This window comes from Hymenobacter fodinae (genome assembly GCF_004745825.1).
Lineage (GTDB): Bacteria > Bacteroidota > Bacteroidia > Cytophagales > Hymenobacteraceae > Hymenobacter > Hymenobacter fodinae.
In genome coordinates this window covers 54,069-74,540 of record NZ_SRLA01000001.1, presented here as the reverse complement: position 1 = coordinate 74,540, position 20,472 = coordinate 54,069, and the positions used below count along the sequence as shown (strand labels likewise).

General features: G+C 58.0%; 13 protein-coding genes. 9 read left to right on the top strand and 4 right to left on the bottom strand.

What is annotated here, in order from left to right; translation table 11 throughout:
* Positions 1 to 55: 55 nt before the first annotated feature.
* Positions 56 to 463, bottom strand: a complete 408-nt coding sequence (locus EU556_RS00320; protein ID WP_135429871.1) for a hypothetical protein — start codon at positions 461 to 463, stop codon at positions 56 to 58.
* 225 nt (positions 464 to 688) lie between these two features.
* On the opposite strand from EU556_RS00320, the gene EU556_RS00315 reads away from it, so the two are divergent.
* On the top strand, positions 689 to 3,127 hold the full coding sequence (locus EU556_RS00315) for an efflux RND transporter permease subunit (RefSeq protein ID WP_135429869.1): 2,439 nt from the start codon (positions 689 to 691) through the stop codon (positions 3,125 to 3,127).
* A gap of 141 nt (positions 3,128 to 3,268) precedes the next feature.
* A complete protein-coding gene (ileS, locus tag EU556_RS00310) occupies positions 3,269 to 6,715 on the top strand; it encodes an isoleucine--tRNA ligase (RefSeq protein ID WP_135429867.1) in 3,447 nt (1,148 codons plus the stop codon).
* Positions 6,716 to 6,925: 210 nt separating this feature from the next.
* Here ileS and EU556_RS00305 read toward each other — a convergent pair whose 3' ends face one another.
* Positions 6,926 to 8,662 carry a hypothetical protein gene (locus tag EU556_RS00305; RefSeq protein WP_135429865.1) on the bottom strand — a complete coding sequence of 579 codons (1,737 nt, stop codon included), beginning with the start codon at positions 8,660 to 8,662 and terminating at the stop codon, positions 6,926 to 6,928.
* Positions 8,663 to 9,081: 419 nt separating this feature from the next.
* On the opposite strand from EU556_RS00305, the gene EU556_RS00300 reads away from it, so the two are divergent.
* Positions 9,082 to 9,735, top strand: coding sequence for a lipoprotein signal peptidase (locus EU556_RS00300; protein WP_135429863.1), 654 nt, complete (start codon positions 9,082 to 9,084; stop codon positions 9,733 to 9,735).
* A gap of 362 nt (positions 9,736 to 10,097) precedes the next feature.
* Here EU556_RS00300 and EU556_RS00295 read toward each other — a convergent pair whose 3' ends face one another.
* Positions 10,098 to 11,084: an aldo/keto reductase gene (locus EU556_RS00295; RefSeq protein WP_135429861.1), complete on the bottom strand. Its 987-nt coding sequence runs from the start codon at positions 11,082 to 11,084 to the stop codon at positions 10,098 to 10,100.
* Between the two features lie 288 nt (positions 11,085 to 11,372).
* Between EU556_RS00295 and EU556_RS00290 the strand changes: the two genes are divergently transcribed.
* The 5 genes from EU556_RS00290 to EU556_RS00270 all read left to right on the top strand — a co-directional run bounded on the left by EU556_RS00290 (position 11,373) and on the right by EU556_RS00270 (position 18,723).
* Complete coding sequence (locus EU556_RS00290) at positions 11,373 to 13,373, top strand: ABC transporter ATP-binding protein (protein ID WP_135429859.1); 2,001 nt, start codon at positions 11,373 to 11,375, stop codon at positions 13,371 to 13,373.
* 439 nt (positions 13,374 to 13,812) lie between these two features.
* On the top strand, positions 13,813 to 16,323 hold the full coding sequence (gene rnr, locus EU556_RS00285) for a ribonuclease R (RefSeq protein ID WP_135429857.1): 2,511 nt from the start codon (positions 13,813 to 13,815) through the stop codon (positions 16,321 to 16,323).
* Between the two features lie 313 nt (positions 16,324 to 16,636).
* Positions 16,637 to 17,608, top strand: coding sequence for a polyprenyl synthetase family protein (locus tag EU556_RS00280; RefSeq protein WP_135429855.1), 972 nt, complete (start codon positions 16,637 to 16,639; stop codon positions 17,606 to 17,608).
* An 87-nt stretch (positions 17,609 to 17,695) separates the two neighbouring features.
* Positions 17,696 to 18,334 (top strand): rhomboid family intramembrane serine protease, encoded by a 639-nt coding sequence (locus EU556_RS00275; RefSeq protein WP_135429853.1) that lies wholly within the window; start codon positions 17,696 to 17,698, stop codon positions 18,332 to 18,334.
* Between the two features lie 110 nt (positions 18,335 to 18,444).
* A complete protein-coding gene (locus EU556_RS00270; RefSeq protein WP_135429851.1) occupies positions 18,445 to 18,723 on the top strand; it encodes a PLD nuclease N-terminal domain-containing protein in 279 nt (92 codons plus the stop codon).
* Between the two features lie 72 nt (positions 18,724 to 18,795).
* Here EU556_RS00270 and EU556_RS00265 read toward each other — a convergent pair whose 3' ends face one another.
* Positions 18,796 to 19,419 carry a DUF2939 domain-containing protein gene (locus EU556_RS00265; RefSeq protein ID WP_135429849.1) on the bottom strand — a complete coding sequence of 208 codons (624 nt, stop codon included), beginning with the start codon at positions 19,417 to 19,419 and terminating at the stop codon, positions 18,796 to 18,798.
* Between the two features lie 125 nt (positions 19,420 to 19,544).
* On the opposite strand from EU556_RS00265, the gene EU556_RS00260 reads away from it, so the two are divergent.
* On the top strand, positions 19,545 to 20,375 hold the full coding sequence (locus EU556_RS00260) for a glycerophosphodiester phosphodiesterase family protein (protein ID WP_135429847.1): 831 nt from the start codon (positions 19,545 to 19,547) through the stop codon (positions 20,373 to 20,375).
* Positions 20,376 to 20,472: the final 97 nt, after the last annotated feature.

The window sequence follows — 20,472 nt, the reverse complement described above, 5'->3', positions numbered from 1 at the left end:
TTTGTTGGGGAATATTTAGAAAGGAAGGAATGGAGTTGGGTAGAACGCGGGATGCTTAGTTCTCGCTGAGCCAGGCGGTGGCGTCGCGGCGGGAGGTGAAGTAGTTGAATTCGATGTGTGCCGGCGGAACCGTTTGGCTGGCCGCCGAGGAGTAAGAGGCAATCTGGTGTTGATACTGCCCCTCCGAAACCACCGCGGCAATGTAGAGCGGCTGGTTGTGGTGGGCGGGCAGGGCTGTAATCAGGGGTTGCAACAGGTGCTCCGTCTCATCCTCGGTGGGCGGGGCGTTGCGTTTAAGGTCTAGCAAGAGCTTGTCAACATTCTGATCAAGCATTTCCTGCAGCGCCCGTTGGTAGGCCTGCTCGAAAGAAACCGACAACCGAGTGGCTTTGTAGCTAAGGTGCAGAGTTTGAGAAGCTGAGTTGAAAATAAGCGTCGCTTCAGGAGTTGAGAAGAGTGTCATTAAGCCGAAATAAAGCAACCAACACGCCAAAAAGTGCAATTGGGAGAATCCGCAACGTGTTGATGTGCGGCTGTTTACGCTGTAAGCTACATAAGTTGTTGCCTATATTCTAAAGAAAAGTTAAACAGGCCGCCGAATAGTTTGGTTTGACGGCGGCCCAGAGATATAGTTTAATGGCTGAGGCTCACGGCGTAGTTGCGTACCTTTGCTGCATTTTAGCAGCCTATGTGGAGAAACCTCGCTCTGTTTGTCATCAAGAACCGCCGCTTGCTCATTGGGCTGCTGACGGTCATCACGGTGTTTATGGCTTGGGAGGCCCGCAAGGTCCAGATGACCTACGACTTCGCCCAGGTAGTTAGCCCCACCGACCCCGACATGGTGTACTTCCAGCGCTTCAAGCAGAAGTTCGGGGAGGATGGCAACGTGCTTGTGCTGGGCATGCAGGACAGCTCGGTGTACCAGCTTGGCAACTTCAACGAGCTGCGTAGCCTCACTGACACCCTGAGCAAAGTGCGCGGCGTAAACGGTATTCTGGGGGTTACGCGCCTGCCCAAGCTGGAGAAGGATACGGCCACGCAGTCGTTCCGGGCGGTGCCCATCTTCCGCAATTTCCCCCAAACGCAGGCCGAGCTCGACTCCCTAATGCGGGTGGTAAATGCGCAGGAGTTCTACAAAGGCCAGCTGATTTCGCCTACCACCGGTGCCACGCTGCTGGCCCTCACCATGGACCCGGCCTACCTCAACTCCAGCCGCCGCGAGGCCGTGATGCAGGAGATTTTAGGCCACGCCGAGCGCTTCCAGAAGAAGACGGGCATTAAGATGCACTACGCCGGCCTGCCTTACGTGCGGGCCACCATGACCACGAAGGTGGCCAGCGAGATGAAGCTGTTCGTAGGCCTCACCATTGTGATGATGGCCCTAACGCTGCTCATGTTCTTCCGGACGTGGTCGGCGGTGGTTTTCCCCCTGCTGATTGTGCTGATTGTGGTGGTATGGTGCATTGGCAGTATGGTACTGTTGGGCTACAAAATCAACCTGCTCACGGGCCTAATTCCGAGTATCATCATCGTAATCGGTATTCCGAACTGCACTTACCTGCTCTCGCGCTACCACTACGACTACCGTAAGTCGGGCAACCAAGTACTGGCTATGGCGCGGGTAGTCCGCAAAATTGGCTTGGTAACCCTGATGAACAACACTACCACGGCCATCGGCTTCGTGGTGTTTTGCTTCACCAACATTGCAATTCTGTTCCAGTTTGGGGCGGTAGCTACGCTCAATATTTTCGTGGCCTTTGCGGTGTCATTCATTCTGATGCCCATTGTGTTTACCATTCTGCCGCCCCCCACGCCCAAGCAGCTGGAGCACCTAGAAGCCAAGCCGCTCATGAAGCTGCTGGAATTCTTCGACTACGTGGTGCTAGAGCGGCGCCGCACGGTGTATCTCACGGCCCTGGCCCTGATGGTGCTGGCTACGTTTGGAGCCATGAAGGTGCGCTCGGTGTCGTACATGGTAGACGATCTGCCCAAGGACTCCTCAGTAAACTCCGACCTAAAGTTTTTTGAGCAGCACTTCAACGGCGTAATGCCCCTGGAAATGGTGGTAGATACTGGCAAGCCCAAGGGGCTGCTGAAGCTCAAAACACTGGAGAAAATTGACCGCCTCGAGAAGTTTCTGCGCACCCAGCCCGTGCTGACTACGCCCGTGAGCGTGGTTACTTTCCTGAAAGCCTCTACCCAAGCTTTCTACAACGGCAGCCCCGAGTACTACCGCCTCCCCGATAACTCCGAGAAGAACTACATCTTCAGCTACCTGGCTCACTCGCAGTCTACTAAGGGCAACGAGGGGCAACTTACCAGCAAGCTGCTGCGCTCCTTCACCGACAGCACCATGCGGGAAGCGCGCATCTCCCTGAAGATTGCCGACGTAGGCTCCCATAACCTCGATACCCTGCTCAACAACCGCATCCGCCCCGAAATCAACAAGATTTTCAATGGTACCGGCATGGATGTGAAGCTGACGGGCACTACCATCATCTTCACCAAGGGCAACGAATACCTCATTGGTACCCTCAAAGAAAGCCTGCTGATTGCTTTTGCGCTGGTAGGCCTAGTAGTCCTGATTCTGTTCCGCAGCATCCGAGCGGTATTCTTTACCCTGCTGCCCAACTTCTTTACGCTGCTGCTCACGGGCGGTATTATGGGCTACTTCGGCATCCCGCTCAAGCCCAGCACGGCCTTGATTTTCAGCATTGCCCTGGGCATTGACGGCGACAACTCTATTCACCTGCTGGCCAAGTTCCGGCAGGAAATGGCCGCCAACGGCCGCCGGGTGAAGGCCGCCATCAGCACCACGCTATCTGAAGCGGGAACTAGCATGATTTACACCAGCATTGTGCTCTTTCTGGGCTTTTCAGTGTTTGCCTTCTCGGAGTTTGGCGGCACCAAGGCCCTAGGCCTGTTGATGTCGGCCAGCCTGCTGATAACCAACTTCTCCAACCTGATTCTGCTGCCCTGCCTGTTGGTTACCTTTGAGCACGGCAAGGACGAGGACGTCATCGACCAGTCGGGTATCAAGCACTACGACGACAACTACCACGAGGAAGACGACGACCTTGAACTGAACCTCAGCCGCATGCAGGTGCAGCCCAGGTTGAACGGCTAAGCCACAATTTATACCACCGTCATGCTGAGCTTGCCGAAGCATCTCTCCCGCTTCGTTGCAGTGGCCTAGGCCAGTTAGGTAGCCAGCAGTAGAGATGCTTCGGCAAGCTCAGTATGACGTTCTGATACAACGACCCTCAAAATGAACTACCCCGAATACAAGCAGCCGCTCAACTACGGCCAGGTCGGCACCGATATCCTGGCGTGGTGGAAGCAGAACGGCATCTTTGAGAAAAGCGTGAGCACCCGCGAGGGGAAGCCCACCTTCGTGTTTTATGAGGGCCCACCCTCGGCCAACGGCGCCCCCGGCATTCACCACGTAATGGCCCGGACGGTGAAGGACATCTTCTGCCGCTACCAGACCCTGCTGGGCAAGCAGGTAAACCGCAAAGGCGGCTGGGACACCCACGGCCTGCCCATTGAGCTGCAGGTAGAGAAGGAGCTGGGCATCACCAAGGAGGATATCGGCAAGAAAATCAGCATTGAGGAGTACAACCAGCGCTGCCGCGAAACGGTGATGCGCTTTAAAGCCCAGTGGGACGACCTCACTGAGAAAATGGGCTATTGGGTTGACCTCGATGACCCCTACATCACCTTCGAGCCCGAGTACATCGAGAGCTGCTGGGCCCTGCTAAAGAAGCTCTACGACAAGGGCCTGCTCTACAAAGGCTACACCATTCAGCCTTATTCCCCAGCCGCCGGCACCGGACTGTCGTCGCACGAGCTGAACCAGCCCGGCACCTACCGCGACGTGAAGGACACGACCATCGTGGCCCAGTTCAAGGTGAAGCGGGATGAGAAATCGGAGCAGCTGTTCAGCAATGTGCAGTTGGATGAAGTGCCCCTCGCCGAGCTGTATGGCGATGGTGCCGCCGAGCCGGATGTGTACATCTTGGCCTGGACGACTACGCCCTGGACCTTGCCCGCCAATACTGGCCTAGCCGTTGGGAAGAACATTCCGTACGTGCTGGTGAGCACCTTCAACCCCTACACCCATGCGCCCATTCGGGTGGTGCTGGCGGAGGCGTTGGTAGGAAAATACTTCTCGGAGAAGGGCAAGGATGCGTCGTTTGCGGACTTCAAGCCCGGCGACAAAGTGCTGCCCTGGCGCATTGAAAACACCTTTAAAGGCTCCGATCTGATTGGTATCAACTACCAGCGGCTTTTTGGGCAGGACAAAGGCTTTCCAGCATTTGAGGGCGAGGAAAACGGCTTTCGCGTTATCAATGGTGACTTCGTGACGACCGAGGATGGTACGGGTATCGTGCACATCTCGCCTACGTTTGGCGCCGATGACTTCCGGGCTGCTCAACTGGCCGGCGTGCCCGCCCTGCTGGTAGCCGACGACGAAGGCAAGCTGGGCCCAGTAGTTGACCGTACCGGCCGCTACGTAGCCCAGATGGGCGAGTTTGGCGGCCGCTGGGTGAAGAACTACGACGGCCACGACGACTCGGGGTCTGACTATAAAACCCTTGATGAAAGCATTGCCATCCGCATGAAAGGCGACGGCACGGCTTTCAAAGTGGAGAAGTACGAGCACACCTACCCGCACTGCTGGCGCACCGACAAGCCCGTGCTCTACTACCCCCTGGATTCCTGGTTTATCAAGACCACAGCGGTAAAGGACCGGCTCATCGAGCTCAACAAAACAATCAACTGGCAGCCCGAAAGCACTGGCACCGGCCGCTTCGGCAACTGGCTGGAAAACCTGGTGGACTGGAACCTGAGCCGCTCGCGCTACTGGGGTACGCCCTTGCCCATCTGGCGCACCCAGGACGGCTCGGAGGAAATCTGTATCGGCTCAATCGCCGAGCTGAGTGCGGAAATCGACAAGGCCGTTGCGGCCGAGGTGATGACGCATAACCCCATCAAGAGCGGGGAAATGACCGACCTGCACCGCCCCTACGTGGACGACGTGTTCCTCGTGTCGCCCAGCGGCCAGCCTATGTACCGCGAGACTGACCTCATCGACGTGTGGTTTGACAGCGGCGCCATGCCCTACGCTCAGTGGCACTACCCGCTGGAGAACAAGGCACAGTTCGAGAAGAACTTCCCGGCTGACTTCATTGCCGAAGGCGTGGACCAGACCCGTGGTTGGTTCTTCACTCTGCACGCCCTGGCCGTAATGCTGGAGGACTCAGTGGCCTACAAGAACGTAATGGCCAACGGCTTGGTGCTGGACAAGAACGGCAACAAGATGAGCAAGCGCCTCGGCAACGCCATCGACCCGTTTGCGACCATCAACCAGTTCGGCCCCGATGCCACGCGCTGGTACATGATTGCCAACGCCCAGCCCTGGGACAACCTCAAGTTTGACCTGAACGGCATCACTGAGGTGCAGCGCCGCTTCTTCGGTACGCTGTTCAACACCTACTCGTTCTACGCCCTCTACGCCAACCTCGATGGCTTCCAGGCCCGCGAGTTTGACCGGATTTCCTACTCGGATCTGACTGAACTGGACCGCTGGATTCTGAGCAAACTTCAGTCTTTGATTGTGGAAGTGCGCGGCTATTACGATGGCTACGACCCCACCAAGGCCGCCCGCGCCATCCAGGATTTCGTGACCGACCAGCTCTCCAACTGGCACGTGCGCCTCTCGCGCCGCCGTTTCTGGAAGGGTGAACTGACCGCCGACAAGCGCGCCGCCTACGAAACCCTGCAGGAATGCTTGGTGGTAGTGGCCCAGTTGATGGCTCCCATTGCGCCCTTCTTCGCGGAGTGGCTCTACAAGAACATGACCGACGGCATGCGCGAGGAGGCGGTGGCCAAAAACACCCCGCTAGCCCCCGAATCGGTGCACCTCACGCTGCTGGTAGAAGCCGACGAAGCCCGTATCGACAAGGCCCTGGAGGAGCGCATGGAACTAGCCCAGCGCATTTCTTCGCTCACCCACTCTCTGCGGAAGAAGTCGGTGCTGAAGGTGCGCCAGCCCCTGCAGCGCATCCTGGTGCCGGTATTCAACGAGACGACTCGCGAGCAAGTAGGCAAGATGGAAGACCTGATCTGCGCCGAGGTAAACGTGAAGCACGTGGAGTTCCTCGACGATACCAGCGGCGTGTTGGTGAAGTCGGTGAAGCCCAACTTCAAGCGCCTAGGCCAGCAGTACGGGGCCAAGCTGAAAGCTGTGGGTGCCCGCATCCAGCAGATGACGCCGGAGGAAATCAGCACCCTCGAAAAGACCGGCCAACTAGCCGTGGAAATCGACGGCGAGGCCTACACCCTGGCCCCCGACGACGTGGAAATCCGCACCCAGGACCTGCCCGGCTGGCTGGTAGCCACCGACGGCCCCCTCACTGTGGCCCTCGACGTGACCCTGACTGATGAGTTGCGCCAGGAAGGTGTGGCCCGTGAGCTGGTAAACCGCCTCCAGAACCTGCGCAAAGACAGCGGCTTGGAGGTCCAGGATAAGATTCAGGTAACCCTAGGCCACCAGCCCGAGCTGGAAGCCGCCGTGCAGTCGTTCGGCAGCTACATCCGCGAGGAAGTGCAAGCCTTGGCCCTGAACTTCGCCCCCGACCTGACTGGCGGTTCGGTGCTGGAATTTGACGAGTACACGGTGCCGGTGCAGCTGGAAGTAGCCAACGGCTAGTGGCCTAGGCCAGTATCCAAAGAACAAAAAGGCCGCGAAACACATGTTTCGCGGCCTTTTTGTTTGCGCTAGTGATAACAAGACCATCATGCCGAGCACAGCCGAAGCATCTCTACCTCTCACTACTCAACTGGCCTAGAACCGACTCAAAGAAGCGGGTAAGATGCTTCGGCTGCGCTCAGCATGACGATGGTATGAATGATATAAGCCCTACTTCACCACTAGCTCCTTCCTTACTTCCTCCTTCTGCTTCTCTGAGAGCACGCGGTATACGTACCGGCCCGGCACTAGGCGAAGAGATAGTGCGTCGTCTGAGGGCCGTAATTCGTGGGTGTAGATGGGCACAATGTCCTCCCGCACGGCTAGTTCTGGCTGCAGGTAGAGCTGCACCATCCGGCGGCCGGTGGTAGCGGTGGGTTTGAAAGTGCGTACATCTAGAGAAACGAGCTGGGCATTGTTGGCATTAAAATAGGGCAGGGGCAGCTGGCCGGCGTTGAGGTTGTTGCGCACTACCAGGTCGTTTTCGGGGTAAGGGGAGCGGCGCTGGCCCTTCCGGAGCTGGTATACTACTTGGGCAGTACCAGCGGGAGTAGCCGCGAGGCCACTGCGGGCCTCGTTGCTCATGCGCGCCTGGTTCACACTCAGGATGGGCCAGCCGGTCAAGTCTACGAGGTGCTGCGCCATCCACTTCTTTTCTTTGCTGCCCTTCATGGGCAGCATGTTGACGTGGGAGCCCCCGCCGTACACCAGCACCCGTGCCTGCGGGTCGTGGCGCAGGGCGTTGTGCAGGTTGGTGGCCTGGGCCAGTTCCCGCTCTAAATTGCCGCGGGCCGCCTCGTAGGCCACCAGCGTAAAGCCCAGCTTTTTGGCCGTGCGGATCATGTTCGCATACGTAGCCTCGCGGGTATAGAAGCCCGCTTTCAGAGGCAGCGGATCTAGGCTGGCGGCGGCCGAATCTTCGAGTGTTTCCAGAGCCAAGTACCGGAAGCCCTGCTGGTACAGGCCCGGCAGCAGCTCCGCCGCCAGCTGCCGGTGCCGGGCGTGGCTGTGCGACTCATTCAAGAGCACCACCCGGGCGGCAGCGCTGCGGCGCAAAATCTCCGGCACGGCCTCCACTGCCACCAGCGTATCAGCGGTAGCAACCCCGCGCCGGGTAGGGGCGGAAGCAGCCGGGGCCGGCAGCCGCACGTGGTCGGGGCTGAGCTGCTGGAAATACTCCACTGAATCGGGGTTGCCCGACATGGCGTGGTACTGCAGCAGCATTTGCCACAGCATGCCGTTAATGCTAGGGTCGTTGGCCGTAGCGGGAGCGTGGCGGCTCTGGGCCAGCGCCACCAGTGGGGCCAAATAATCCCCGTTTGGGCGGCTCAGAAAGGCATCGTTAGCCAGCCTGATCGGCGAAACCACCCGCGGCCAGCGTCCCTGCTGCACCGATGGAAACGTGAACGTCACGAACTCAGCGTCCATCTCGAAGCTCCGGTCGCGGATGGAGGTGCCGGGGCGGGAGCTAGCTTCATCGGTAGCCACCAAGTACAGCCAGCCCTGCTTGTCAGGCAATGGCGCGGCGTATTCCATCAGCAAATCCTGGCCTACGGTGTCGGTGCGCTGGTAGCGGCCAATGCCATTTTCTTGGAACCCCAGGGCGTGCCAATTAGGGCTATCGGCCACGCGCATGGCGCGTAGTCGGTACGTTGGGTCTAGGTTGGTTTGGCTAGTAAACACCAGCGCCGCCTGCCGCCGCGAGAGGCCTAGTTGCTTCAGGCGCAGTTTGGTCACGGCATCGGGCTTGTTTTTAGGGTGCAGCTCTACGTCGTAATCCCCATTTAGCAGCAGGCTGGTGTTTAGCTCCCGGTTGTACACCGTGGTGGTCATGGTCTGCTGCTGCTCATTGCTCCGGGTGAGTGGGTGCGGCGTGGCGCAGGCTCCTAGGCCTATGGTGCAGGCCATAAGTGAGGCTCTGAACGGCAGATGCGAAAGCTGATTCTGGCTGATTAACATAGAGATAGTAGATGAAATGATACTAGACTTGAATGTATAACTAAAAAACTAGTTTGATACTGGAGCCCCATTTATTCCGACGTATTATCCTGTGATTTTCGAGTCTGCGCCGGCTGGTTTAGCTCTTTAACTCGGCCGGAATGTGGCTGCGCAACTTCTCTCGGAAACTGCGTGCGGCTTCTCGCCCGGAAAAAGGTTTGTTTGGAGTAAGTTTGCCGTTGAAGGAGCGTTTGGCATAACGCCGCACAAATCCTGGAAAAACAGGTTTAAATCGGCACAAAAGCCACCTCAGAACATATACCAACGGCGCAGAGGCTGCGGTGGGGCGCCACGCAGCGGAGTCAAAAATTCTGCGTCACTTTGTGCTTATGAAGTATTGGAAGTATTACCTGGTGGCCCTGCTGGTCATCGTTATTGATCAGGTCTCGAAGTGGGCCGTGCACACCTACATGGACCGCTTCGATGAGATTCACCTTATCGGCGACTGGTTTAAGCTGCATTACACGCTGAATCCGGGCATGGCTTTCGGTGTTGAATTGCCGCCGCCCTACGGTAAAATTCTCCTTACCAGCTTCCGGTTGGTGGCCGTCACGGGCATCGCCTACTACATCTACAAGCTCTGGCAGCGCCACGCCCCCAAAGGCCTTATCACCTGCGTTTCCCTGATTCTGGGCGGGGCCATCGGTAACCTGATCGACTCCATCTTCTACGGCATCATCTACAACAATGCCCCTATTACGGCGCCTACGCCCTGGTTCCATGGGCAGGTGATTGACATGCTCTACGTGGATATCTACGAGGGCATGTTGCCCGCTTCCTGGCCCTTAGTCGGTGGCTCCCACGTTTCCCTCTGGCCCATTTTCAACATCGCCGACTCCGCCATCTTCATCGGCGTGGCCCTGATTCTGATCTTCCAGAACCGCTTTTTCAGCCACCACGATGACGATGACCACCCTGTAGCCGCCGATGATGCCGCCGCTGCCCAAGCCCGCCGCGACGCCGAAGCTTCGGAAGTGGCCTAGACAAGTTCTTAAATGCCAAAAAGGCCCGCTGGAATGATTTCAGCGGGCCTTTTTCATGGCTTAAGGTGGCCTAGAGTGAATGAACCTCAGACCCACAAGCCCGTCATTCCGAGCTTGTCGAGGAATCTTGGGTGCTGACGTTGCTTAATTAGAAAGCAAGTCATCCTGAGCCCAGTGAAGGATCTTGTCACGTCAGCACGAGGCACTAGGCCTGTCGTTCCCACCTGATAAGATCCTTCGCTGCACTCAGGATGACGTACGGGTGTTGTAGGCCAGTTTGATTACCACTACAACGTCAGCACGCGAGATTCATCGACAAGCTCGGAATGACGTTCTGGGGTTATCGTGCTAGGCCACTCAGCCTACCACAGATTATGCACCAGCGGCTTGATGCGTTGCTCGTAGATGCTACGCACGGCGTCCATTTGCTCGCCTGACAACGCGGGTAGCTCCGCGGCGCTGAGGTTCGACTCGAGCTGGCTGGGCTTGGAAGCGCCGGGGATTACGCAGCTTACTTCATCAAACATCAGCACCCAGCGCAGGGCAATGGGGGCGAGGTTGGGCTGGTCGGGGAACACCTTTTTCAGCTCTTCCACGGCTGCTAGGCCAGTCTCGTAGTCTACGCCCGAGAAGGTTTCGCCTTTGTCGAAGGCCTCACCGTGGCGGTTGAATTGGCGGTGGTCGTCGGGGGAGAAGGTGGTTTCGCGGGAGAACTTGCCGGTGAGCAGGCCACTAGCCAGCGGCACCCGCACAATCAGGCCCACATCGTGGCGCTTGGCCTCACTAAACAGCAGCTCCGTGGGGCGCTGCCGAAACATGTTGAAGATAAGCTGAATGGTTGTGACGTTAGAGAAATTGAGGGCCTTGAGGCCTTCTTCCACTTTTTCCACGCTCACGCCCAGGTTCAGGATCTTGCCTTCGTCCTTGAGCCGATCAAACACCTCAAAGATTTCGGGGCGGTAGTACACCTCCGTAGGCGGGCAGTGCAGCTGAATCAGGTCGAGGGTTTCCAGCTGCATGTTGCGCAAACTGGCTTCCACAAACTTGCGCAGCGCCTCGGGCTGGTAGGCCTCGTTCACGTGGGGCTGCAGCTGTCGGCCGCACTTGGTAGCCACGTACACCCGCTCGGAGCGGCTGCGCACCAAGCGGCCCACGGCCTTTTCGCTCTCCCCGTCGCCGTACACGTCGGCGGTGTCAATGAAGTTGATGCCGCTATCTACGGCTTTGTTCAGAATGGCGTCGGCAGTTTCGTGGCTGAATGGGTCGCCCCATTTGCCGCCGACCTGCCAGGTGCCCAGGCTGATTTCAGAAACCTCGAAGCCGGTTTTACCTAGTTTGCGGTAGTGCATATGTGTTGGTTGGAGTGTTGTGGATGTTGAATTGAACAGGTAGCCAAGGCTAGAGGCTAGTTCCCCTCCTCAGCTGAGGAGGGGTTAGGGGTGGTTGACCAATCGTTGAACATCCTCTAGCAACTAGCTTTATTCTTCGTTCTAGGTCAGTCAACCACCCCCAGCCCCTCCTCATCTGAGGAGGGGAGCTCGTACTAGTTTGCCTAGCTTCAGCATACGGGAGACTTGCGCCGCAAGCTACTGCCCGCCTGCCTATCTTTACTTTTTTCCGCCTCGTCTTTCGTCGCCGTGTCCCAGCCCATTCTTTCCGTTCGTAACCTGACCATCGACTTCTCTAGCCACCGCGGCGACACGCGGGCGGTGGAGAACATTTCGTTTGATCTGCGGCGGGGTGAGACCCTGGCCATCGTGGGCGAGTCGGGCTCGGGCAAGTCCGTAACGTCGTTGGCGCTGATGGGGCTGATACCGCTGCCGCCTGGCCGCATTACGTCGGGGGAGGCGCGGTTTCAGTCGGAGGCGCTCGGGGAGGTGGACCTACTGAAGCTTTCCGAAGAACAGCTACAGCGCGTGCGCGGCAACGACATTGGGATGATCTTCCAGGAGCCCATGACCTCGTTGAACCCGGTGTACACCTGTGGCAGCCAAGTGGTGGAAGCCCTGCGCCTGCACACCACCCTCAGCGCGAAGGAAGCCGAGGCCCGCACCGTGGAGTTATTTCGGATGGCCCAACTGCCGCGCCCCGAAAAGATCTTCAGCAGCTACCCCCACGAAATCAGCGGCGGCCAGAAGCAGCGCGTGATGATTGCCATGGCCATGGCCTGCAACCCCGCCATCCTCATTGCCGACGAGCCCACCACCGCTCTCGATGTGACCGTGCAGGCCCGCATGCTCCACCTCATCGACGACCTGCGCCGCCAGCACAATACCGCTGTCATCTTCATCACCCACGACTTGGGCGTGGTAGCCGAAATAGCTGACCGCATCATGGTAATGTACCGCGGCCGGGTAGTAGAGCAGGGCGCAGTGCTCGACATCTTCACCAACCCCCAGCATCCCTATACAAAGGGTTTGCTGGCCTGTCGACCAAAATTATCAGTTGGCAAAAAAAAGTTGCCCGTAGTAGCCGATTTCATGCGTGAAACGGCCGATGGAGGCTTTATTGCTACTGAAACTACCCCTGTGCAACTGCTTGCTAATGAAATTGGTGAACAAGGTGGCCTAGCCTCTCAAAACGGCATTGAAACCACCAAAACGTTCCCCGTGGAACATCCTGTTTCACGCCCCAAAGCACCACATTTCGGCCTGGAATCAGCTCCTGGCCTAGAATCTGGCCAGCCGCTGTTAGAAACCCCGAGTGTAGGAGTTGATGCCGTGGCCGAGATAGATGTGCCAACTACGGTAGCCTCGGAACCAGTACTGGCCTATGGAGCAGCAGAAGCCCTAACGAAACCTGTTGCCGATGCTAGGCCACTGCTGGAGGTACGCGACCTGAACGTGCACTTCCCCATCCGTAAAGGGTTCTTCAACCGCACTACCGAATATGTGCGGGCCGTGGACGGTGTGAGCTTTGACATCTACCCCGGCGAGACGGTGGGGCTGGTGGGCGAGTCGGGCTGCGGCAAGACTACGCTTGGCCGCACGCTCTTGCGGCTGGTGGAACCAACCTCGGGTAGTATTCTGTTTGAAGGGGTGGATTTGGCCAAGCTACCAGCCGGGGAGCTCCGCCGCCGCCGCCGTGAGTTTCAGATGATCTTCCAGGACCCGTACGCTGCCCTCAACCCCATGCTGACGGTAGGCGAGGCCATCCAGGAGCCTATGCAAGTGCACGGTGTAGGCGGCACCCGCCATCAGCAGAAGGCCCGCGTGATGGAGCTGCTCCGGACCGTAGGCCTCAAGGAAGAACACTATCTCCGTTACCCGCATGAGTTCAGCGGCGGTCAGCGCCAGCGCATTTGTATTGCGCGGGCCCTGGCGCTCCAACCCAAGTGCATCATCTGCGACGAGTCCGTATCGGCCCTCGACGTATCGGTGCAAGCCCAGGTGCTCAACCTGCTCAACGACCTCAAGCGCGAGTTCGGCATCACCTACCTCTTCATCACCCACGACCTCTCCGTGGCCCGCTTCATGTCGGACCGCTTGTTGGTGATGCGTCAGGGGCAGATTGTGGAAAGTGGCCTAGCCGCCGAGGTCTACGCTAACCCCCAGCACGAGTACACCCAGCAGCTGCTAGCCGCCATCCCGAAGGATGAACCTTCCGACATCCGGGCGGCCGTAGCCAGCCGGGCGTAGGGAAGGAGTGGCCTAGTTGGCTTTCTTCAGATCATAGACTCGCCCGTTATGTCGAGCGGAGCCGAAGGATCTCGTGTGCTAACGTTGCCAGAGTATCTGTCATGCTGAGCTTGCCGAACCGAAGGTCGCCGTAGGCAAGCATCTCTATCGCTTCGTTGAGTTAGCATTCCAACATCAGCACGCGGGATCCTTCGGCTGCGCTCAGGATGACGTTCTGGGTGAATCGACGAGCACTTGCCCACTACCCGCATAACACAACCGTAACTACCCCCGCTACCGGCAGAAATAGTTATTTGCCGATATATTCCGTATCATCTCCCAAGAGCGCCCTGAAGCGCCTCATTACCCTTACTCCGGAAGGCTTCGTATTATCATCAGCTTTCCCCTTATCAACCCGCCGCCTGCGAAAAAGACAACCACTGGCGGCTCTCATTTTCTAATGAAAAGAAAAGACGAATCCGCCGCCCCCCGCGCCTCTCGCGCGAAGGCGACCCGTGGCGAAGAAGCCACCGCTGCCGCATCAGTATCCAAAGACCTCGTGTTTCGGATCTTCCGCGACAACCCCACCAAAGTACTGGCCTACCGCCAGATTTCTCGCCGCCTCGGTGTGACTACCAAGCAGCAGCGCGAAGACATTTTTGACCACCTTAAAGCCCTCAAGAAAGCGGGCCTGATTACCCTTCTCCAGAACGACGAGTACCGCCTCACCGACCCTGGCACCACCGAGTTTGCTAGCGCCCCGGCCAGCAGCCGGCGGGCGCGCAACCCCGAGAATACCCCGGTGCCTACCCGCCGCAGTGGCCGCCCCATCGAGACGGAGTTTGGCCAGGACCCCGTGGTGCACCGCCGCCGCGAAGCCGGCTTTGACTTCCCCGATGCTGATGAGCCCGACACCCGCCGCCGGCCCGGTCGAGACCACGATGCCCAAACCATTACGGGTACCGTGTCCCTGGCCACCGACCAGTTTGCTTTCGTCATCAGTGAGGAGAGCGAAACCGATGTGCGCGTCTACACCGACCGTCTGAAGTTTGCCATGCACGGCGACACCGTGCGCCTGCGCCTGCGCGGCTCCCGCGACGGCCGCCCCGTCGGCGACGTGGTGGAAGTAGTAAACCGGGTGCGCCCCGAGGTAGTGGGTCGCTTGTTTGTGCAGGGTGGCATCGGCTTCGTGAAGCCCGATAGCCGCAAGATCTATTTCGACGTGTTCGTGCCCTTCGAGAACCTGCACGGCGCCAACCACGGCGAGAAAGTGCTGGTGCGCATCACCGAGTTTCCGGAGGTGAGCGAAGGCCGCACGCCGGTAGGGGAAGTGGTGCGCAGCTTCGGACAAGCCGGCGAAAACGAGGCTGAGATCAACGCCATCATGGCCGAGTTTGGGCTGCCCTTCGAGTTCCCCACGGACGTAGAAGCCGAGTCCGAATCCATCTCTGATGTGATTCCGCAGAGCGAGATTGAGCGCCGCCGCGACTTCCGCGACATCACCACGTTCACCATCGACCCCGCCGACGCCAAGGACTTCGACGATGCCCTTTCCATTCGGAAGCTGGAGAACGACCACTGGGAGATTGGCGTGCACATCGCCGACGTGACCCACTACGTGCGGCCCGGTATGGAGCTGGAGCGCGAGGCCAAGTACCGGGCTACCTCTGTGTACCTCGTCGACCGCGTGATTCCCATGCTGCCCGAGCGCCTCTCCAACGGCCTCTGCTCCCTGCGCCCGAACGAGGATAAGCTGACATTCTCAGCGGTGTTTGAGCTCGACGAAAACGGCAAGCTCTACAACTCCTGGTTCGGCAAAACCATCATTCACTCCGACCGTCGCTTCGCCTACGAAGAGGCCCAGGAGCGCATCGAAACTGGTGAAGGCGACTACGCCGAGGAGATTCAGCTGATGAACAGCATCGCCAAGAAGCTCTGCGCGGCCCGCTTCAAGCAGGGTGCTATCAGCTTCGAAACCCAGGAGGTGAAGTTCAAGCTGGATGAGAACGGCAAGCCGCTGGGCGTGTATGTGAAGGAGCGCAAGGATGCCCACAAGATGATTGAGGAGTTCATGCTGCTAGCCAACCGCAAGGTGGCCGAGTTCGTGTTCAAGCTCAAGAACCGCAAGCCGCGCTTCACGATGGTATACCGGGTGCACGAAGCTCCCGACCCCGACCGCCTCGAAAACTTTGCCCTCTTCGCGAAGAAGTTTGGCCATAACCTCGACCTCTCCAACCCCAAAAAGCTGAGCACTGAGCTCAACGATTTGTCGGAGGAAGTGATGGGGCGGCCGGAGCAAAACGTCATCCAGACGCTGGCCGTGCGCACCATGTCAAAGGCCATTTATACCACCGAGCCCCTAGGCCACTTCGGCCTGGCCTTCGACCACTATTCACACTTCACCTCACCCATCCGGCGCTACCCCGACATGATGGCGCACCGCCTGCTGGAGCACTACTTGGAGGGCGGCAAGAACGTGGAAGTGGGCCCCGTGGAAGAAGAGTGTAAGCACTCCTCGGAGCGGGAGAAACTGGCGGCTACGGCCGAGCGCGCCAGCATCAAGTACAAGCAGGTGGAGTTCATGTCGGAGGTTATCGGCGAGACCTTCACCGGCGTGGTATCAGGCCTCACCGAGCGCGGACTGTACGTGGAAATCGAGGAGAACAAGTGCGAAGGCATGGTTCGCCTGAGCGAAATTCCCGGCGACTTCTTCGAGCTGGACAAGGACAACTACCGCATCGTGGGCAAGAACACGAAGCGCATTATCCAGTTCGGCGACGAGATGCAGGTGGTGGTAAAAGCCGCCAACCTGCTAGACCGCACCATCGACTTCGAGTTGGTGGATAACCGCCCCGACGCCGTGAAGCGCCGCGAACAGGAGGAGCGTCGCCAGGGCAGCAAGCCCCGCGGCTACCGCCCCGAGCGTAACGGTGGCGGCCGCCCCGGCGGCAAAGGCGGCAAGCGCCGCTAGGCCAGTAACCGGGTGGCCTAGCGGGCTGTCTTTACGAGCGGAGTCAAGCACCCGCAGGACAGCGCAGCTAATCCTTGCCTTACCGAGCGCGAAACAATGATTATCTCTAAGCCCTTACTTCCGATGAGGAGGTAAGGGCTTTTCGTTTGTTCAAGGCTTTGCGCATTGAGCAGGATGGGTTAGCTGCGCTGTCCGGTGGGTGCTTCGTCGTGTCTCCTCGTAATGACAACCAAGCCTTACTCCCTAGCCTAGGCCACTCATCCAACCCAACCGACTCCTCCGTACCTTTCCCTTTCGAACCATACCCGTTTCTGTGGACCTGTCCCAACTCACCGACCGCCTCAACACTGGCCTAGGCCAGCTACGCTACGGCGAAGCGCCCGACGCGCTCTATGAACCCATTCGCTACATCATGGCCCTCGGGGGCAAGCGCATCCGGCCCCTGCTCACCCTGCTCGGCGCCCACCTCTTCACCGATGATCTGGACCCGGTACTAAAGCCTGCCTTGGCCACCGAAGTCTTCCACAACTTCACCCTGCTCCACGACGACCTGATGGACCAGGCGCCCCTGCGCCGGGGCAAGGCCACGGTGCACGAAAAGTGGAACCCCAATGTGGCCATCCTCTCCGGCGACGTGATGCTGGTGCGGGCCTACGAGCTGTTCCTAGACATTAAGCCGGAGCTACTGGCCTACGTGCTGCGCCGCTTCTCGCAAACGGCCGCCGAGGTCTGCGAAGGCCAGCAGTGGGACATGAACTTCGAGACGGAAACGCAGGTCAGTATTGAGCAGTACCTCGACATGATCCGGCTGAAAACGGCCGTGCTCCTGGGCTTTGCCTTGGAGCTGGGTGCCCTGCTCGGCGGTGCTTCCCGTGAGGATGCCGACCAGCTCCGGCAGTTTGGCGTAGGCATTGGCGTGGCCTTCCAGCTGCGCGACGACCTGCTGGATGTGTACGGCGACGCCGCCACCTTTGGCAAGCGCGTGGGCGGCGACATCGTGTCGGATAAAAAGACTTTCCTACTGCTCACAACCCAGGCTCAGGCCACGTCGGCCCAGCAGGCTATCCTGGCCCAGCACGTAGGCCAGCCTGTGCTGGATGCCGATGCCAAAGTGCAAGCTGTGCGGGCTATCTACGATGAGCTCGAAATACGCCCTCAGACGGAAGCTCTCATCAATACTTACTTCCTAGATGCCTTGCAGCATTTGGAACGCGTGACGGCCTCCGCAGAGCGTAAAAAGCCCCTGCACCAGCTTGCCCTCCAACTCATGGACCGCGAGCAGTAGCTACTTTGTTGTTGATTGTGAGTTGTCAGTTGCTTGCTGTTTCAACCCATCAACAACTGACAACTCACAATCAACAACCAAAAACGCATGCTCAATCTTAGTCCTACGCTGGTGCTGGTTGCCCTCACCTGCGGTATTTCCATGTATGCCTGGTCGAGCCAGGAACTCATGGACAGCTGGATTCTCAATCCCTACGAAGTGCGTAAGCGCAACGAGTGGTACCGCTTCATTACGTCCGGTTTCCTGCACGCCGACTTCGGCCACTTGCTCTTCAACATGCTGGCCTTTTATTCCTTCAGCCAGATTGTAGAGCAGGTCTTCGTGAGCTTCTTCGGTACTACTACCGGCATCCTGTACTTCCTGTTGCTCTACATCGGGGGCATCATCGTTTCGGATATTCCCACCTATCTGCGCCACCGCGACGACCCCGACTACCGCAGCCTCGGGGCTTCGGGCGGGGTGGCCTCTGTGGTGTTCTCGGCCATTCTGTTTGCGCCCACCAGCAAGATTGGCGTGTTCCCGCTGCCACCTAGTCTAGGCATTCCGGGCTTCATCTTCGGCTTCCTATACCTGGCTTATTCCTACTACATGGGCCGCCGCCGGGGCGACAACATCAACCACGATGCCCACTTTTATGGCGCATTGTATGGCTTGGTGATAACCCTTATCCTGGTTCCTAAGGCTGGCCCGTTCTTTTGGCGCCAAATCCAAGGTTTTTTGAGTTAATAAATTGATTATCAAGTAATTAAATATATTTATATCATTACTTGAATATCCATTTGGCAGAATGCGCGTAAAGAGTGTCTGAAATCCCTTTTCACCTACTCTCTTCAACCATGAACAAGATTGCTCCTTATATCAGCCGGCTTGCTTCCGCGGCCCCTTTACTAGCGCTGATGCTCGTTGTTTCTTCTTGCAGCCGCTACAGTGCCGATGGTAGCCTGGCTACTTGGGGATATGTTCTGCTAGCTCTCGACATTCTAGCTCTGTTTGACGTCTTTCGTCAGCCTTGGTCAATTGGCAAGAAGATTCTTTGGGCTGCCATTATCTTCTTCTTCCCGCTAGGTGGTTTGATTGTGTACTACCTCTTCGCAGGTCGCGGTAAGGCTTCCTAGGCCTCTAGACACCCCATTAGAAAGGCCCGGTGCACTTAGTGTACCGGGCCTTTTTGTTTGCGCGTGGTAGCGCTAGTTACTGGTTTGTATTCGCTGCTTTTCAAGGCGAGCAATGCTCTTGACTAATGCGCCAGTATTGGCAATTTCAGTGGCCTGCCAATGGTCGCCTTGCTGGCGCATCTTTACCTCTACTACCAAAGTAGTGTCGTAGCGCGGCTGGCTTATCTCCAAGCCAATGATGGCTTGGTCGCCTTGCTCGTGCGTGTATTTAATGCCTTTGAATTGGCTCCCCGGGCTGGCTACTGCGCCCATCACTCCCAGCACGGGCATCTGAAGAATACCTCCTGTGCTGGCTTGGCTCGATGCTTCTATAGAACCGGTTTCTATGTACCGCTGCACTTCCTTGCGTGCCGCCTCAGTGAGTTGGGACTTTAATAAAGGCAATGTGGCTTTGAGCGCGAAGCTGCGTGGTACGAAGCTGTCGAGGGCTTCACTTTGCTCAACTAGCTGATCAATCATGTTGCCGGCCACGCTTCGCACATCAACGTAGCGCTCAAACTCGGCCATGTTGTGGGTTTGGGTAGCCTTGGCGGCTTGCATAAGGGAGTAAGTGGGGCCAGTGCTCAGGCTGCGGTAGTATAGGTAGCCTGCGAGGGCTAGGCCAGCCAATACCAGCAGGATGATTATTCTTTTCATGTGTGGACGCTAAGGAGGAAGTAAGGGAGTAGTACAAAGGTAGGATGGCGGCCAAGGCTGCTTGTGGTGCGGCAGTGGCCTAGCTAACTTCCTACGTATAACGAGCCCGTTTTATTCCCTGCTTCATGACTAAAAAAACCTTTCCGGCTATTCACGGCCATCGTGGCTGCCGTGGCTTACGCCCCGAGAATACGTTGCCGGCCTTCCGCCATGCCCTAGTGTTGGGCGTCGATGTGCTAGAGCTAGACGTTGTCATTTCGGCTGATCGGCAGGTAGTGGTATCCCATGAGCCGTGGTTTTCATCTGCTATTTGCCGCACTCCCCAAGGCCAACCTATCACGCCCGCGACCGAGCACCAGCACAATCTATACGAGCTTATCTACGCCAATATCCGGCAGTATGATTGCGGCCTTTCCCAGCACCCTGCCTTCCCGCTACAGGAATCCGAGCCGGCCTACAAGCCCCTGCTCCGTGAGGTGCTACACGACTCCGAGCGCTACGCTCAGGAGCTTGGTCGGCCGCCTGTGCACTACAGCATCGAGGTAAAAAGCTCGTCCGCCGGCGACAGTATTTTTCACCCTGCCCCTGCCGACTTTCTGGCACTCGTGCTTGCCGAAATTTCTGCTGCTCAAGTAGGGGAGAGGACCACCCTTTTGTGCTTCGATAAGCGCGTCCTGCAGGTGGCCCGACAGCAGGTTCCGCAGCTCTCGTTATGCCTCTTGGTAGAGGATGAAAAGCCTGCTCAAGTACACCTGCAGGAGCTCGGATTTTTACCCGCTGTTTATGGCATGCACTACCCCTTGCTGACCCCTGGCCTAGCTGAATTTTTGCGCGAGCAAGGGGTAGACTTTGTACCCTGGACGGTAAACCAACTCGACGACATGCGCCGTGTTTTGGCGCTTCAACCTGCTGGTATAACCACCGACTATCCTGACAGACTTTTGGCTCTGCGGTAGTCTGCTATTGCAAGCCCGAAGCTTTACACTCCAGTTATCTAAGCATCGTGTTCCTGCTGGAACTCAGGGTGGCCTAACACTAGACTACTGAAAGCAG

Excerpts from the sequence above, each read along its gene's own strand:
- EU556_RS00320 (WP_135429871.1), bottom strand. The coding sequence starts at position 463 with ATGACACTCTTCTCAACTCCTGAAGCGACGCTTATTTTCAACTCAGCT.
- EU556_RS00315 (WP_135429869.1), top strand. The coding sequence starts at position 689 with ATGTGGAGAAACCTCGCTCTGTTTGTCATCAAGAACCGCCGCTTGCTC.
- ileS (WP_135429867.1), top strand. The coding sequence starts at position 3,269 with ATGAACTACCCCGAATACAAGCAGCCGCTCAACTACGGCCAGGTCGGC.
- EU556_RS00305 (WP_135429865.1), bottom strand. The coding sequence starts at position 8,662 with ATGGCCTGCACCATAGGCCTAGGAGCCTGCGCCACGCCGCACCCACTC.
- EU556_RS00300 (WP_135429863.1), top strand. The coding sequence starts at position 9,082 with ATGAAGTATTGGAAGTATTACCTGGTGGCCCTGCTGGTCATCGTTATT.
- EU556_RS00295 (WP_135429861.1), bottom strand. The coding sequence starts at position 11,084 with ATGCACTACCGCAAACTAGGTAAAACCGGCTTCGAGGTTTCTGAAATC.
- rnr (WP_135429857.1), top strand. The coding sequence starts at position 13,813 with ATGAAAAGAAAAGACGAATCCGCCGCCCCCCGCGCCTCTCGCGCGAAG.
- EU556_RS00275 (WP_135429853.1), top strand. The coding sequence starts at position 17,696 with ATGCTCAATCTTAGTCCTACGCTGGTGCTGGTTGCCCTCACCTGCGGT.
- EU556_RS00270 (WP_135429851.1), top strand. The coding sequence starts at position 18,445 with ATGAACAAGATTGCTCCTTATATCAGCCGGCTTGCTTCCGCGGCCCCT.
- EU556_RS00265 (WP_135429849.1), bottom strand. The coding sequence starts at position 19,419 with ATGAAAAGAATAATCATCCTGCTGGTATTGGCTGGCCTAGCCCTCGCA.
- EU556_RS00260 (WP_135429847.1), top strand. The coding sequence starts at position 19,545 with ATGACTAAAAAAACCTTTCCGGCTATTCACGGCCATCGTGGCTGCCGT.